This is a genomic window from Bradyrhizobium sp. SZCCHNS3052, assembly GCF_032484495.1.
GTDB lineage: Bacteria > Pseudomonadota > Alphaproteobacteria > Rhizobiales > Xanthobacteraceae > Bradyrhizobium.
This window is the reverse complement of sequence record NZ_JAUETB010000001.1, coordinates 1,072,214-1,086,397: the sequence shown is the minus strand read 5'-3', so window position 1 is coordinate 1,086,397 and position 14,184 is coordinate 1,072,214. Positions and strand designations below refer to the sequence as shown.

General features: G+C 65.2%; 14 protein-coding genes. 6 read left to right on the top strand and 8 right to left on the bottom strand.

Translation table 11 applies throughout. The annotated features are described in order from the left end of the window. Positions 1–9: 9 nt before the first annotated feature. Genes QX073_RS04945 through QX073_RS04935 form a run of 3 tightly spaced genes read right to left on the bottom strand, consistent with a single transcriptional unit; the run spans position 10 to position 1,839 of the window. The gene (locus QX073_RS04945) at positions 10–588 is read right to left on the bottom strand and encodes an isochorismatase family protein (protein ID WP_316225400.1); all 579 of its coding nucleotides are present in this window, start codon (positions 586–588) and stop codon (positions 10–12) included. Continuing rightward, positions 588–1,211, bottom strand: coding sequence for a GNAT family N-acetyltransferase (locus QX073_RS04940; protein ID WP_316225399.1), 624 nt, complete (start codon positions 1,209–1,211; stop codon positions 588–590). Before QX073_RS04940 ends, QX073_RS04945 begins: the two co-directional genes overlap by 1 nt. Continuing rightward, positions 1,198–1,839 (bottom strand): hypothetical protein, encoded by a 642-nt coding sequence (locus QX073_RS04935; protein ID WP_316191216.1) that lies wholly within the window; start codon positions 1,837–1,839, stop codon positions 1,198–1,200. Before QX073_RS04935 ends, QX073_RS04940 begins: the two co-directional genes overlap by 14 nt. 55 nt (positions 1,840–1,894) lie before the next feature. On the opposite strand from QX073_RS04935, the gene QX073_RS04930 reads away from it, so the two are divergent. Then, on the top strand, positions 1,895–2,938 hold the full coding sequence (locus QX073_RS04930) for a LysR family transcriptional regulator (RefSeq protein ID WP_316191215.1): 1,044 nt from the start codon (positions 1,895–1,897) through the stop codon (positions 2,936–2,938). 4 nt (positions 2,939–2,942) lie between these two features. Here QX073_RS04930 and QX073_RS04925 read toward each other — a convergent pair whose 3' ends face one another. Continuing rightward, positions 2,943–4,088 carry an autotransporter outer membrane beta-barrel domain-containing protein gene (locus QX073_RS04925; protein WP_410052182.1) on the bottom strand — a complete coding sequence of 382 codons (1,146 nt, stop codon included), beginning with the start codon at positions 4,086–4,088 and terminating at the stop codon, positions 2,943–2,945. A 366-nt stretch (positions 4,089–4,454) separates the two neighbouring features. Between QX073_RS04925 and QX073_RS04920 the strand changes: the two genes are divergently transcribed. Further along, positions 4,455–4,664 (top strand): cold-shock protein, encoded by a 210-nt coding sequence (locus tag QX073_RS04920; RefSeq protein WP_315712366.1) that lies wholly within the window; start codon positions 4,455–4,457, stop codon positions 4,662–4,664. Between the two features lie 145 nt (positions 4,665–4,809). Here QX073_RS04920 and purN read toward each other — a convergent pair whose 3' ends face one another. Next, a complete protein-coding gene (gene purN, locus QX073_RS04915) occupies positions 4,810–5,463 on the bottom strand; it encodes a phosphoribosylglycinamide formyltransferase (protein ID WP_315712367.1) in 654 nt (217 codons plus the stop codon). A 13-nt stretch (positions 5,464–5,476) separates the two neighbouring features. Then, complete coding sequence (purM, locus tag QX073_RS04910; protein WP_315712369.1) at positions 5,477–6,550, bottom strand: phosphoribosylformylglycinamidine cyclo-ligase; 1,074 nt, start codon at positions 6,548–6,550, stop codon at positions 5,477–5,479. A gap of 156 nt (positions 6,551–6,706) precedes the next feature. Here purM and QX073_RS04905 point away from each other — a divergent pair, with 156 nt between their 5' ends. From QX073_RS04905 to ppx, 4 genes are all read left to right on the top strand, one after another. Then, a complete protein-coding gene (locus tag QX073_RS04905; RefSeq protein WP_315712371.1) occupies positions 6,707–7,261 on the top strand; it encodes a CDP-alcohol phosphatidyltransferase family protein in 555 nt (184 codons plus the stop codon). A 58-nt stretch (positions 7,262–7,319) separates the two neighbouring features. Continuing rightward, entirely contained in the window at positions 7,320–7,997 is a 678-nt protein-coding gene (locus tag QX073_RS04900; protein WP_316164711.1) for a DnaA ATPase domain-containing protein, read from the top strand. A 135-nt stretch (positions 7,998–8,132) separates the two neighbouring features. Continuing rightward, entirely contained in the window at positions 8,133–10,328 is a 2,196-nt protein-coding gene (locus tag QX073_RS04895; protein WP_315712373.1) for an RNA degradosome polyphosphate kinase, read from the top strand. Positions 10,329–10,370: 42 nt separating this feature from the next. Beyond that, a complete protein-coding gene (ppx, locus tag QX073_RS04890) occupies positions 10,371–11,870 on the top strand; it encodes an exopolyphosphatase (RefSeq protein ID WP_316164845.1) in 1,500 nt (499 codons plus the stop codon). Between the two features lie 7 nt (positions 11,871–11,877). Here ppx and QX073_RS04885 read toward each other — a convergent pair whose 3' ends face one another. Next, entirely contained in the window at positions 11,878–12,231 is a 354-nt protein-coding gene (locus QX073_RS04885) for a globin domain-containing protein (RefSeq protein WP_316194125.1), read from the bottom strand. 439 nt (positions 12,232–12,670) lie between these two features. Then, entirely contained in the window at positions 12,671–14,158 is a 1,488-nt protein-coding gene (locus QX073_RS04880; RefSeq protein ID WP_315826800.1) for an aldehyde dehydrogenase family protein, read from the bottom strand. Positions 14,159–14,184: the final 26 nt, after the last annotated feature.

The following is a 14,184-nucleotide window of genomic DNA, read 5'->3' as shown; positions in this document are numbered from 1 at the left end:
CCGCCGCGGTCACACCGCGAGCCGGCCGCCGGCGCCGATAAGCTCGGCGCTGTCGAGGACGCCGGCAAAATTGCCGATCACCTTGGTTACAACCAGCTTGTACAACGCGGCGTCGCCGGCGCAGGCCTGCCGGCAGGCGACGGCGTCTCCGATCACCTGATAGCGGTGACTGCGGTGAAAGCCGTCCACCACCGTCGAGAGGATCGTCTCGTCCAGCGAGAAGCCGAGCAGCACGCAGCGCATGCTGCGCATGTTCGCCATGTACTCGGCGAACCGGGCCGAGCTATAGGCCGAGGGCAGTGGATGCTCGAACGCGAGCTCCCCCGGGGTTGGCTTGAAGTCCGGAAGCCAGTTCGTCAGGTTGGAGGCCGGGTTGAACCAGGCTGCCTGTGCGATCCGCTTGAGATGGACGACCGGCCACAGGTTGTCGCGCCAGAGCGCGATCAACTGCCGGCACAGCGCCATGACGACGTCGCCATCGGCGATCAGATGCCTGCGTCCCTCGGCGAGATATTCGCACTGCAGATCGGCGCAGACGAGAACAGGCGGATCCGCCTCGGTGGCACCGAACAGATCTCGGCCCGCCATCACGGTCTCGCTGCGGCGAAGTCGTGCAAGGGCGACGATGCCGGCCGGCCGGCCGAGAGATCGAGCACACCCGGCCGATCCCAGTCGCCTTCCGGACGAATGATCATGTAGGGATCGCTGTCGAGCGTGATCGCATCGTCGCACGGCTCAAGGTCCAGCACCATCTCCGTGTAGGAGAAGTCGGAGAATGTGAGCTTGCGATTATGGCCGAGCGGCTTGGCGCCGAAATGCGCCCAGAAATCGACGAGACGATCCTGCGCGTGGCCATAAGCCTTCTTGAAGCCCTTTCGCCTGCAATAGTCGAGCGCCTCGCGAACCAGCTTGAACGACAGCCGCGAACGCCGGTACTGATGGCGCACCGCCAGCCGCTCGACCTTGGCGAAGTCGCCGAAGAAGCGCACGCGTACGCATCCCGCCGGCTCCTTGCCGACGAAACCGAGGAAGTGGGCTGCAACCAGATCGTTGCCGTCGAACTCCTCCTCCATGGGACAATCCTGCTCGGTCAGGTAGACCGCCGAGCGGATCGCCGTAACGAGCATGAGGTCATTCGGATCGCGCGCGATGCGCACCGTGATCGCGCGGGAATTTGTCTTTGCCGCCATGGCCGAACTAATGCTGTGCATCCGCAATGCTCCCTTGTTCGAAACCCTTCATCGACTGGATCGAAGGCGCGATCATCTCCGGCATCCGGTTCCACGGCCGCTGATACCACCAGAGATCGGGCTGAAAGCTCGGCACCGGCGTGAAGCCGAGCGCGCCGAGAAACGCGCGCCCTTCCGGACTCGATGGTTGCGCATAGTAGTCGGCTGCGCGAAATCTCGCGCCTTGCAGCGCCTGCGCGACATTGCCGAGACCGATCGCTCCTCGCCCTTGCGCGACGAGCGCCCAGACATAGATGGCGGCTACGTCTTCGTCCGGCCGCGCCAGAAATCTGCGCGGCGGATCATTCAAATTGAACTCATCCAGGAGCAACGCATCGAGGCCTGAGCAGTTGAGATAGAGGAAGGCGATGCCGCCGAGCAGGTTCCTGCCGCGGTAGAGCGCGAAGATCGATTCCGGATCGTGCCGCAAGAACTCCGCAAGCTCGTGTTCTGAGGCACGAACGCCCGGTATTTCCCGGCGTGCGAGCGCCGTGAGCTCGCCGAGCCGATCGAGCGTGACCGCCTGAGCCGCGACCCGATCCGTCCGCGGCAGCGCGTCGAGCTGATGTCGCAGCGTGAATTCTGTGCTTCCGCGGTGAGGGTTCTGCATCTATGTTTCCAGCTTGGCTTTGATGACGTCATCATACTTGTCGGAGCTGGAGTGTATGCGGCAACATTTGCATCGGGGTGCTGCATCCACGCAGCGCAGGAAGTCTGACGAAACGCTTAACCCCTCATGGGAGGATTTGAGAGCATTTCTGCTCTGTACGCGTCACCGCAGCTTCCGAAACGCGGCGGATGTTCTCGGACTGACCGGCACAACCCTGATGCGCAAGATCGACCGGCTCGAGGACGAGCTCGGATGCAAGCTCTTCATCCGTGATCAATCCGGCCTGTCGCTCAGCGACGAGGGACGATCGTTGCTGTTCGACGTCGAGCAGATGGAGCGGCTGAGCTTCAACATCTTCCGGCGCGCTTCGCTGTCGACCGACACTCAGGGGTCGGTGCGCGTCGCCGTGACCGAAGGCCCCGGCAACTTCTGGATCCTGCCGCGACTGATCGATTTCCAGAAGACCTATCGCAGGATCACCGTCGATCTGAGCTGCGCGATGCAGCAGGCCGACGTGTCGCGGCTGGAGGCTGACATCTCGATCCAGTTCGAACGGCCGACCAACCCTGACGTGATCGTTGCAAAGCTCGGCCGTCTGCACATCTACGGCTTCGTGTCGGAAGCCTATCGCGACGCGCATGGACTGCCGACATCACTGGCGGAGCTCAAGGATCACCGCATCATCAAGCAGCACGGCGTGCAGCTCGACGAGACCGGCTATGCGCGCATCCTCGGCTTGGAGTCCCTCGAAGGCATCGTCGGCATCTCAACCAATTCGAGCGTTGCCGTGCTTTACGCGGTCGAGCGCGGCGCCGGTATCGGCTTTCTGCCGACCTCGGCGGTCGCGCTCGGGGCGCCGCTCGTTCCTGTGGATCTCGGCATCAACTACCACATGGATCTGTGGCTGACCTATCACAAGGAGTTTCGCAACTCCGACCGGCACAAGGTCGTCATCGACTGGTTGAAGCGCATCTTCGATCCGAAGGTCCATGCCTGCTTCCGGGACGAGTTCATCCATCCGCTGAATCTCGTGCCTCTGATGGCGCCCGCGCGGGATGTCGTCGGCTTCAACGGCTACGTCGCGCCGAAACCCGTATGAGGAGCTACCATTTGAACTCGACGCCGAGCGTGCCCTGGTGCGATTGCAGCACCGAGCGAAGCTTCGCATCGTAGTTGAGATAGAGGCGTGCCGTTCGATTCAGGGATAGCGACACTGCCGCGCCGGCGTCGGCGCCGTAGCGGCCCTCGCCAAGGCCCTGCAGCGTGATGCTCTGCGGACCGAGGCTGACGGTCACCGCGCCGAGATTCTGGCTGAAATTGTCGACCAGCTTGCCATAGGCCGAGACGTCGAGGATCTTGCCGTCGACAATGAAGTAGCGGCCGAACTCGGCGCCGACGAGAACGCGGGCGCGCTCCAGCGAGGTACCGCTGACCGACAGCGGATCGAGCCCGCCCGCTTCCTGGAATGCCGCCGTCGTGGCGCGCGTGTATTCGAACGCAAGCTTCGGAACGATCCGGCTCTCACCGATGCTCCAGTAGTAGTCAAGCTCGCTCAGCACGCCCGTGATGTGGGCGCCGTAGACCGACGTCGCCGTACCGAGGCTGGTGTCGCGCCGCGCACTGATCCCGCCGAAGCCATGGACGACCGCGATCGCCCAGGTCCAGGGTCCCTGGTCGACCGAGGCGTTGAACCCGAACTGTGTGAGATCGAGCGTCGCCGCTTGCAGCGCCAGCGGCACATCGACCCAGGTCCGGCTCTGGTCGACGGATAGTCCGACATTCACACCCGGCACGAGACGCATGCCGATACCGGCGACGCCGCCCCAAGTCGTCCTCTTGTCGCCGACGAAGTCGCCTTGCGCATTGCTGCGGACGGTTACGCCATACATCTCGCCCCAGGTCCGGAACCGAGGCTGTTCCGAAGCCTCCGGCGCGCCGCCGCCGCCGGGATTGCTCCGCTGCAGCCGGGTGGCGCCCTGCGTGGCCTGGGTACCGAGCCGTTCGAGGAAGCTCGCGCCGAGATCGAGCACGGTTCGGTCGGCCGAGCGTTCGGAACTGATCGCGCCCGGTGCAGGACTGGGCAGCGGGCTCGGCGTTGGTGTCGGGCTTGCGGCGATGCTCGGCAGGCTGGCCTGCGCGGCGCACGGCGAAGAAGCGGCGACCAAACCGAGCCCGCCGATGAGCAGCATCGCCCCGGATGCACCGCTGCGCATTCGCCAATCCAGCCTGGCCTGAGACGCCCCGCGCATCGATGCCCCGTTCGCCGCCCGCTCAAATTCGCTTCAATATTGCAGCGATGTTCTGCCCGCAGTTCCCGATCGCGGTCAATGAGGATTGCCATGTCGCGGCTGCCCTGCAAGGATTTGTGGTTCCAGCGCCACAAGCCACGCAGTTGCAGCAGCAGCCGGCGACGCGACGCCGCGACGCGTTCTCATCAGTCCGCCAACCTTGATATCGGCGGAAAATCGTGTTGCAATCTCCCGTACAATCGGATTGGCCGTTCGACTGTGCGTTTCGCGACTTCGGAAATTGAGCAGATCCCGGGAAGCCCGTTTGTGGCGTGGCACGCGCGAGCGTGGCCGCGTCTTTTTTTCGTCTAGACGAAGGAGACAGCGATGCCGACCTACAAGGGCAGCGTGAAGTGGTTCAACCCGACCAAGGGATATGGCTTCATCAAACCGGCTGGCGGAGACAAGGACGTGTTCGTCCACATCTCGGCCGTGGAGCGTGCTGGACTGACCACGCTCAACGAGAACCAGACGATCGAATATGATCTGGTGGAGAGCCGCGGCAAGACGTCGGCAGAGAACCTGAAGCTCTCGTGAGCATCGTCCCGGCGGAGGGCGCCACAGCGCGGGTTCGTAAACCAACTCACGAGCTCCGCGTCACGCTCGCTCGCCGCGGATGATCAGACTTCGTCAGCCTTGATGTACCCCGGCCCCGCCGGGGATTTTTTTCGTCCGGCGACAGCTACCGGACGACGGGCCAGATCAGCGCGTGATCGCCCTGCTCCACGGACGACGTCCGGCAGAGATCGCCTTCGAGCCGCACTAGGCCCTTGGCCAGCAGCTTCAGCGCCTCGGGATAGATGCGATGCTCGACGCCGAGAATGCGCGTCGACAGGGTGTCCGGCGTATCGTCGTCCCTGACCACGACCGCGCCCTGCATCACGATCGGACCAGCATCCGTCTCCGGAATGACGAAATGCACGGTGGCGCCTGACAGCTTGACGCCGGCACGCAGCGCCTGGCCGTGCGGATCAAGGCCGGGGAACGACGGCAGCAGCGACGGATGAATGTTCAGCATCCTGCCATACCAGCGCTGCACGAACTCCGCCGTGAACAGGCGCATGAATCCGGCCAGGCAGATGATCTCGATGCCGCGTGCATCGAGCGCCTGCTGCAGTCTGGCTTCGAACCCTGCGCGGTCCTTGCCGAACGGCTTGCTCTCGATGATTTCGATCGCGACGCCGCTTTCCTGCGCTTTCTGCAGTCCGGCCGCATCGGCTCGGTTGGAGATCACGATGGCGACCTCGGCCGGAAAATCCGGCTGCGACGCCGCGTGGATCAGCGCGGCCATGTTCGACCCACGGCCCGAGATCAGGATGGCGACGCGGCGCTTCATCGGCTCACCCGTCTCACAGAGCCAGATCGAGGGCGCCGGTGTAGATCACCCGCTCGTCCCCTGTCGCAGCAACGACCTCGCCGAGCCGTGCGACGTGCTCGCCATTCGCGGTGAACACCTCGATGACGGCATCGACGGCCTCGGCCTTGACGATCGCGATCATGCCGATCCCGCAATTGAAGGTACGCAAGAGCTCGCGCTCTGCAATGCCACCCTGCTCCGCCAGCCATTTGAAGACCGGCAGCACCGGCAGGCCCGTCAGGTCAATCGAGACGCCGAGATGCTTCGGCAGCACGCGCGGAATGTTGTCGGTGAAGCCGCCGCCCGTGATGTGTGCGAGCCCCTTCACCGCACCGGTCTCGCGGATGGCGCGAAGGCACGACTTCACATAGAGCCGGGTCGGCGTCAGCAGCGCCGCGCCGAGAGTCAGGACCGGCGCGAACGGTGCCGGCGCATCGAAGCCGAGGCCGGACTGGGCGACGATCTTGCGCACCAGCGAATAGCCGTTGGAGTGGACGCCGGAGGATGCGAGTCCCAGCACCACGTCACCGGCCGCGATGTCGGGAGACGGCAGCAGCGTCCCACGTTCCGCCGCGCCGACCGCGAAACCGGCAAGATCGTAGTCGCCGTCCTTGTAGAGGCCCGGCATTTCCGCGGTCTCACCGCCGATCAGCGCGCAGCCGGATTCCCGGCAGCCTTCGGCGACACCGGCGACGATCGACGCCGTCGCCTCCGGGTCGAGCTTGCCGCACGCAAAGTAGTCGAGGAAGAACAGCGGCTCGGCGCCCTGCACGACGAGATCGTTGACAGACATGGCGACCAGGTCGATGCCGATGCCGCCATGCAGCCCGGTCTCGATCGCGATCTTCACCTTGGTGCCGACGCCGTCGGTTGCCGCGACCAGCACCGGATCCTTGAATCCGGCGGCCTTGAGGTCGAACAGGCCGCCAAAGCCGCCGATCTCGGCATCCGCGCCGGCGCGGGCGGTTGCGCGCACCATGGGCTTGATCAGATCGACCAGACGGTTTCCGGCATCGATATCGACGCCCGAATCTGCATAAGTGAGCCCGTTCTTGCGCTCGGTCATGGTAAAAACCCCTAATCTGGCCGCTGGTTACGTCGGAATCCGGCCGCGCGCAATGGCTCGCAAGGGGCTCGTCCCCATACTATCTAGGAACGGACCGGTTCGCCCTGTTTCGGAATCGGATTGTCTTTTGATCGAGTCGTCGTCGGGACCCGCTGCGTGACCATTCCCCACAGTATCCCCAATCTGATCACGCTGGGTCGAATCCTGCTGGTTCCGATCGTCGTCTGGGCCATTGCGGCCGGCCAGATGGAGATCGCATTTCTGGTCTTCGTGGTCGCGGGGGTGAGCGACGCCGTGGACGGCTTCCTGGCCAAGCGCTTCAACCTGCGGTCCGAGTTGGGAGCGCTGCTCGATCCTCTCGCCGACAAGGCGCTGCTGGTCTCGATCTTCGTCACGCTTGGCATCTGGGGCGCGATCCCGCGCTGGATCGTCATCCTGGTGGTCTCGCGCGACATCATGATCGTCTCGGCGGTGATCGTGTCCTGGCTGTTCGACCGGCCGGTCGCGATGAAGCCATTGATGGTGTCCAAGCTGAACACGGTCGCCCAGGTGGGATTCGCGGCGCTCGTGCTGGCCTCGCTCAGCTTCGGCTTCGAGCCCCAGCCCTACGATGTGGTGCTGATGGTGCTGGTCACCGTCTTTACCCTCGTGTCGGTCGGGCTGTATCTCGTCGACTGGGTGCGCCACATGAGCACCATCGAGGTCCGGTGATCCTCCGCGGAGGGCCCGTCCCGACCTCACGCACCACACGATACGGAGCAATTCGATCTTGGCTGGCCATATCCCCCCTCGTCAGCTGGCCTTCGCGCTGCCGCATGCGGAGAGCCTGACGCGGGACAATTTCTTCGAAGGTCCGGGCAACGCGGCCGGGCTCGCTCTGGTCGACGCCTGGCCGGAATGGCCGGCGCGGACCATGTTCCTGGTCGGCCCCGACGGCTCTGGCAAGAGCCACCTCGCCGCCATCTGGGCCGAGCGGGCTGGCGCCCGATCGCTGTCCGCGCATGCCCTCGAGGCGAGCGTGGTCCCTGGGGCGCTCGCCACCGGCGCGCTGGTGCTGGAGGATCTGACGGCAACCGATCTCGACGAGCGAGCGCTGTTTCACCTGCTGAACCTCGCCCGCCAGGACGAGGCCTTCGTGCTGATCACGGCGCGCGAGGCCCCAGCGGCCCTGCCCATCGCCCTGGCCGATCTGAGGTCGCGGCTGCGCGCCGTCCCGGTCGTCACGCTGCTACCGCCCGACGACCAGCTGTTCCGCGCCTTGATCGTCAAGCTGGCCGCGGACCGGCAACTGGCGATCGACGAGACCGTGGTCAGCTATCTCGCAAGCCACATCGAACGGTCCTACGCCGCCGCCCGCCAGACCGTCGCACTGCTGGACGACGAGTCCCTGCGGCTCGGACGGCCGGTCACCCGGGCGCTGGCGGCGGAGCTGCTCCGCCCGCTGTGACCCGCGGCCATCTTGACGGCGGACGGGCACGGAACCCCAATGGTGCCGGCAACGTCATCCCCTGGTTACCCAGATTGGGCTACGGTCGACCGTTCGCGACTGGTTCGCGACTGGATGGATATGGATCGAATTCCGATGGATACCGAGCAAGTTACTGAAATCTCAGAGAAAGAACCGGTCGCCGCGCCGTCCATCGAGATTGCCTCGAGCCCCGAGCGATTCATCAATCGGGAATTGTCCTGGCTTCACTTCAACCGCCGCGTTCTGGAGGAATCGGTCAATCCGCGCCATCCCGCCCTGGAGCGGGTGCGCTTCCTGTCGATTTCCGCCAACAACCTTGATGAATTCTTCATGGTCCGCGTCGCCGGCATCCGCGCCCAGGTCCGCGAGGGCATCGCCGAGCGCAGCCCCGACGGGCTGACCCCGACCGAGCAGCTGAAGCTGATCAACGAGACGGTGTCGCAGCTCGCGATCGACCAGCAGGCGATCTGGCGCGACCTGCGCAAGTTTCTCGGCGAACTCGGCATCGTGCTCGTCGACGGTCAGGACGTCACCAAGAGCGAGCGCGCCTGGATCGAGGACCACTTCCTCGCCAACATCTTCCCGCTGCTGACGCCACTCGCGATCGATCCGGCGCATCCGTTCCCGTTCATCCCGAGCCTCGGCTTCACAGTGGCGCTGCAGCTGATCCGCTCCGCCGACGGGCGCCCGATGAACGCCCTGATCCGCATGCCCGGCAAGATCGACCGCTTCATCCGCTTCCCCGGCTCCAAGGATGGCGTGATCCGCCTGATCACCCTGGAACAGGCGACCGGCCTGTTCATCGGCCGGCTGTTTCCGGGCTACACCGTGAAGGGCCAGGGCGCCTTCCGGATCATCCGCGACAGCGAGATCGAGATCGAGGAAGAGGCCGAAGACCTGGTGCGGCTGTTCGAAACCGCGCTGAAGCGGCGCCGTCGCGGCTCGGTGATCCGGCTCGAGATCGAGGCCAACATGCCGGAGGAGCTGCGCCGCTTCGTGCAGAATGCGCTCTCGACCACCGATGACGAGGTGTTCCTGGTCGACGGCGTGCTGGCGATGAACGAGCTGTCGCAACTGACGCGCGTCGACCGGCCCGACCTCGAATTCGCGCCCTATGTGCCGCGCCATCCCGAGCGTGTCCGCGACCATGGCGGCGACATCTTCGCCGCCATCCGGCAGAAGGACCTGATCGTCCATCACCCTTACGAGTCGTTCGACGTCGTCGTGCAGTTCCTGCAGCAGGCGGCGCGCGACCCGGACGTCGTCGCGATCAAGCAGACGCTGTACCGCACCTCCAACAACTCGCCTATCGTGCGCACGCTGGTGGAAGCTGCCGAAGCCGGCAAGTCGGTGACGGCGCTGGTCGAGCTCAAGGCGCGTTTCGACGAGGAGGCCAACATCCGCTGGGCCCGCGATCTGGAGCGCGCCGGCGTGCAGGTCGTCTACGGCTTTCTGGAGCTGAAGACGCATGCCAAGCTGTCGATGGTCGTGCGCCGCGAGGGCGGCAGCCTCACCACCTATGTCCACACCGGCACCGGCAACTATCATCCGGTGACGGCGCGCATCTACACCGACCTGTCCTACTTCACATCGGACCCGGTGATCGGCCGCGACGTCACGCGGGTGTTCAACTACATCACCGGCTATGCCGAGCCGATCGACATCGAGAAGATGGCGGTGTCGCCGCTCACGCTTCGCAAGCGCATGATCGAGCACATCCACGGTGAGACCAGCTTCGCCCGCCAGGGCAAGCCGGCCGTGATCTGGATGAAGATGAACTCGCTGGTCGATCCAGACATCATCGACGCGCTGTATGAGGCCTCGCAGGCCGGCGTCTCGATCGAGCTGATCGTGCGCGGCATCTGCTGCCTGCGTCCCGGCCTCCCCGGACTGTCGGAGAACATTCGCGTCAAATCGGTGATCGGCCGCTTCCTCGAGCATGGCCGCATCTACTGCTTTGGTATGGGTCAGGGCCTGCCGAGCGCCAAGGCCGCCGTCTACATCTCCTCGGCCGACATGATGCCGCGCAATCTCGACCGCCGCGTCGAGGTGCTTTGCCCGCTTCAGAACCCGACCGTGCATCAGCAGGTTCTGGAACAGATCATGGTCGCGAACCTCAAGGACACCGAGCAGAGCTGGCAATTGTTGCCGGATGGGTCGTCAACGCGTATGAAGGCCGCGAAGGGCGAGGAGCCGTTCAACCTGCACAATTACTTCATGACGAATCCGAGTCTGTCCGGCCGTGGAAAGTCGCTCAAGGAATCATCGCCGCGCCGGCTCACGCGCCGGAATGAACGCTCTCCTTCATAGGGGCTGTCTGCACCGGGGCCTTCTGCAACGGGACATGCCGTGGTGAAGCGGCCCGGCACGAGGTCCGCCAGCGTCGGTGTCATCGACATCGGCTCGAATTCGGTCCGTCTCGTCGTCTACCAGGCGATGGAACGCAGCCTCGTGACCGTGTTCAACGAGAAGGCGCTGTGCGGGCTCGGCCGCGAGGTCCAGACCACCGGCCTGCTCGCGGCCGATGCCGTCGACAAGGCGCTGACCGCGCTGAAGCGCTTCCGCGCGTTGTGCAAGGTGCAGCGGGTGGGGCAAGTGCATGCCATCGCGACCGCCGCCTGCCGCGATGCTTCGAACGGCGCTGATTTCATCGCCAAGGCCGAGAAGATCTGCGGCGTCCCGATCCAGATCCTCACCGGCCCCGAAGAGGCGCGCTATTCGGCGCTCGGTGTCATTTCCGGCATTCACAAGCCCGACGGCATCGTCGGTGATCTCGGCGGCGGCTCACTTGAGCTGATCGACGTGCGCGGGCACCAGGTCCGCAGCGGCGTTACCCTGCCGCTCGGCAGCCTGGCGCTGCAGGATCTCGCCGAGAAATCGCTGAAGAAGGCGCAGCGGATCGCGAGCGAGGCGCTGACCGACCTGCCGCAACTGCTGGCCGGCCAGAACCGCACCTTCTATGCGGTCGGCGGCACCTGGCGCGCGCTGGCGCGCATCCACATCATCCAGAGCGGCTATCCGCTCGGGGTGATGCACGGCTATGCGATTCCGGCGGCCGATGCGCTGGCCTTCGTGCGCCGGCTGCGCCGTCTCGTCGCCGCCGACATGCTGGCCGACATCGAAGCGATCGCCGAGGCGCGGCGCCCGCTGCTTGCCTATGCTGCGCTGGTGCTCGAGCACATCATCCGCGTCGCCAGGCCGACGACCGTCGTGTTCTCGACCTTCGGCGTGCGCGAGGGCCTGCTCTACTCCAAGCTTCCGGACGCCGAGCGCGCCAAGGACGGGCTGCTGTGCGCGGCGCAGGGCCTCAACGAGCTGTTGTCGCGCTCGGCCCAGCATGCCCGCGAGCTGATCGACTGGACCGACCGCCTGTTCCGCGTGATGCACATCCGCGAGACCGAGGACGAGCGCCGGCTGCGGCACGCCGCCTGCCTGTTGTCCGACATCGGCTGGCGCATGCATCCGGACCATCGCGGCGAGCAGACCTACGGCATCGTTCTGAACGGCAATTTCGGCTCGATCAACCACGAGGGCCGCATCTTCGTCGCGCTGTCCGTGTTCTTCCGCTACGAGGGCCTGCGCGACGAGGCGGCGGCGCCTGCCCTCACCGAGCAGCTGAGCCCGGCCCAGATCGATCGTGCGCGCCTGCTCGGCACCGCGTTTCGCGTCGCGCATCTGATCTCGGCGGCGCGGCCCGGCGTGCTGCCCGCAACGCATTTCCGCACCCAGGACCGCAAGCTGATGCTGGTGTTCGAGCACCAGATGGTCGACCTCGTCGCCGACCGCGTCGGCGGACGCTTCAAGCAGCTCGCGCGCCTCGTCGGCCGCTCCGGCTCGATCGTGCGCAGCTAGATCCGGATCAGGACCGCGGAGCGCCGACCGAAATTGCGATCATGCGCTTGGCGATGACGCCATAGACCTTGCGCCAGGCCTGCTCGACCTCATCATTCCAATGCGGACCAAGTCCTTTGGCGAGGCTCCACAGTAGTGCTTCGCCGACCACCGGATAGTGCTCAGGCCGGACCCCATAGCGCGCATGATTGCGGCCGAGGATGTCGGTGCTCGACAACAGACCAGTCGTCTGATCGAGGCTGCCGACGAGGACCGCCAGGGTCGCGATGAAGTCCCGTTTCAGCACGTCCATGTCGGCGGGAAACATCGCCCGACATTCCGGCGCGAGCTCGAAGACGCGGTCATAGAACGTCGTCGTCATCCGTGTAGCATTGGCAAATACCAAGTCGAACGACGACTTGACGTGCGCAATCTCATCTGCAGTCAACAGGCGCAAGTCCAATTCGAAACAATTCCAATCATGGCCCGATCAGTGGAGCTCGACGTGGTGGTGTCGCGGCGGCGCGAACGGGTTCAAGATTATAAGAAACAGAGGACCGCGCCCTGCGGTACCTGGCAAAGGCGCGGCACCGTGCCGCAGCACTGTGGATTGGCTTGTGATCCTGCCGCCAAGATGGCTGGCCGACTCAGTGATCGGAGACGGTAACGGCAACAAACACGACGGCCATCGTGCTTCTCACAGGCCATCGGAGGACGCCGACACGCCAGCCGCCGACCGGCGCCAAGGCCGACTGATCCGTTGGATCGCGCAGACGGCCGCCGATGCGAATGGCGGCCGTCCGCGTCAGCCGACGCCTGGCTCACACCGCGAGGTTCATCCAGACGGATTTCGGCTCCGTGAAGTTGTCCAGCGCGGCCGTGCCGTGCTCGCGGCCCAGTCCGGAGTCACGATCGCCACCCCAAGGCAGCCGCACATCGGTGTAGCCATAGGTGTTGATCCACACGGTGCCGGCGCGCAGGCGCTTGGCGAAGCGATGGACGCGCCCCATGTCGCGGCTCCAGACGCCGGCGGCCAGGCTGTAGGCCGTGCCGTTCGCCATCCGCAGCGCCTCGGCCTCGTCCCTGAACTTGATCACGCTGACCACGGGTCCGAAGATCTCTTCCTGCGAGATCCGCATGTCGTGCGTGACGCCGGCGAAGACGGCGGGGCTGACGAAATAGCCGCGGGCGGCCGCGCGCTGGCCGCCGGTGACGAGCGTGGCGCCTTCGTTGCGTCCGATGTCGACATAGTCGAGGATCGTCTTCATCTGCCGTTCGGAGATGACCGGTCCGAGCGAGGTTGCGCGATCGAGCGGATCGCCGATCCGCAGCGCCCGTGCGCGCTCGGTCAGGCGCTCGACCACCTCGTCATACACGCGCTCGTGCACCAGCACCCGCGATCCGGCCGAGCACACCTGCCCGGTGTTGAAGAAGATGCCGCTGGCCGCAGCCTTCGCGGCGGCCTCGATGTTCGCATCGTCGAAGATGATGTTGGCCGACTTGCCGCCGAGCTCGAGCGAGACGCGTTTGAAGTTGCCGGCCGCCGCCTTCATGATGCCGCGGCCGACGCCGGGCGAGCCGGTGAACGTGACCTTGTCGACATCGGGGTGGTTGACCAGCGCCTCGCCGACGGTGCGCCCGGGGCCGGTCACGATGTTGAGAACACCGGGCGGCAGTCCGGCTTCGAGCGCGAGCTCCCCGATCCGCAGCGCCGACAGCGACGTCAGCTCGGCGGGCTTCATCACGACGGTGCAGCCGCAGGCCAGCGCCGGCGCTAGCTTCCACATCCCGATCATCAGCGGGAAATTCCACGGCACGATCGCCGCGACCACGCCGACCGGCTCGCGCACCGTATACGTCAGCGCATCATCGCGCGTGGAGACGACTTCACCGCTGATCTTGTCGGCCCATCCGGCGTAATAGGTGAGCGTATCGATGGCGGCGGGAAGATCCTGGCGCAGGATCGCCGACACCGGCTTGCCGGCATCGAGGCTTTCGAGCTCGATGATCTCGTCGGCATGGTCGCGCAACAGCTGCGCCCATTTCAGAAGGATCGCGCCGCGCTCCGCCGCACGCATCGTTCGCCACGGCCCTTCGAAGGCCTTGCGGGCCGCGGCGACTGCGAGATCGACATCCTCGGCATTGCCCTCGGCGACCGTCGCAATCGCCTGCTCGGTTGCAGGATTGAGCGACGTGAAGGTGCGTCCCGAAACCGAGGGAACATGCCTGCCGCCGATCAGGAGCTGGAACGGCTTCGTCAGATAGGACGTCCCCCTCGAGCCGCGCTCGTAATCATATGCAATCGACATCATATTTCCTCCGTTTGTTGTATACC

Excerpts from the sequence above, each read along its gene's own strand:
- purN (WP_315712367.1), bottom strand. The coding sequence starts at position 5,463 with ATGAAGCGCCGCGTCGCCATCCTGATCTCGGGCCGTGGGTCGAACATG.
- QX073_RS04885 (WP_316194125.1), bottom strand. The coding sequence starts at position 12,231 with ATGACGACGACGTTCTATGACCGCGTCTTCGAGCTCGCGCCGGAATGT.
- QX073_RS04940 (WP_316225399.1), bottom strand. The coding sequence starts at position 1,211 with ATGCACAGCATTAGTTCGGCCATGGCGGCAAAGACAAATTCCCGCGCG.
- QX073_RS04925 (WP_410052182.1), bottom strand. The coding sequence starts at position 4,088 with ATGCGCGGGGCGTCTCAGGCCAGGCTGGATTGGCGAATGCGCAGCGGT.
- QX073_RS04880 (WP_315826800.1), bottom strand. The coding sequence starts at position 14,158 with ATGTCGATTGCATATGATTACGAGCGCGGCTCGAGGGGGACGTCCTAT.
- QX073_RS04920 (WP_315712366.1), top strand. The coding sequence starts at position 4,455 with ATGCCGACCTACAAGGGCAGCGTGAAGTGGTTCAACCCGACCAAGGGA.
- QX073_RS04945 (WP_316225400.1), bottom strand. The coding sequence starts at position 588 with ATGGCGGGCCGAGATCTGTTCGGTGCCACCGAGGCGGATCCGCCTGTT.
- purM (WP_315712369.1), bottom strand. The coding sequence starts at position 6,550 with ATGACCGAGCGCAAGAACGGGCTCACTTATGCAGATTCGGGCGTCGAT.
- QX073_RS04935 (WP_316191216.1), bottom strand. The coding sequence starts at position 1,839 with ATGCAGAACCCTCACCGCGGAAGCACAGAATTCACGCTGCGACATCAG.
- QX073_RS04895 (WP_315712373.1), top strand. The coding sequence starts at position 8,133 with ATGGATACCGAGCAAGTTACTGAAATCTCAGAGAAAGAACCGGTCGCC.
- QX073_RS04930 (WP_316191215.1), top strand. The coding sequence starts at position 1,895 with ATGCGGCAACATTTGCATCGGGGTGCTGCATCCACGCAGCGCAGGAAG.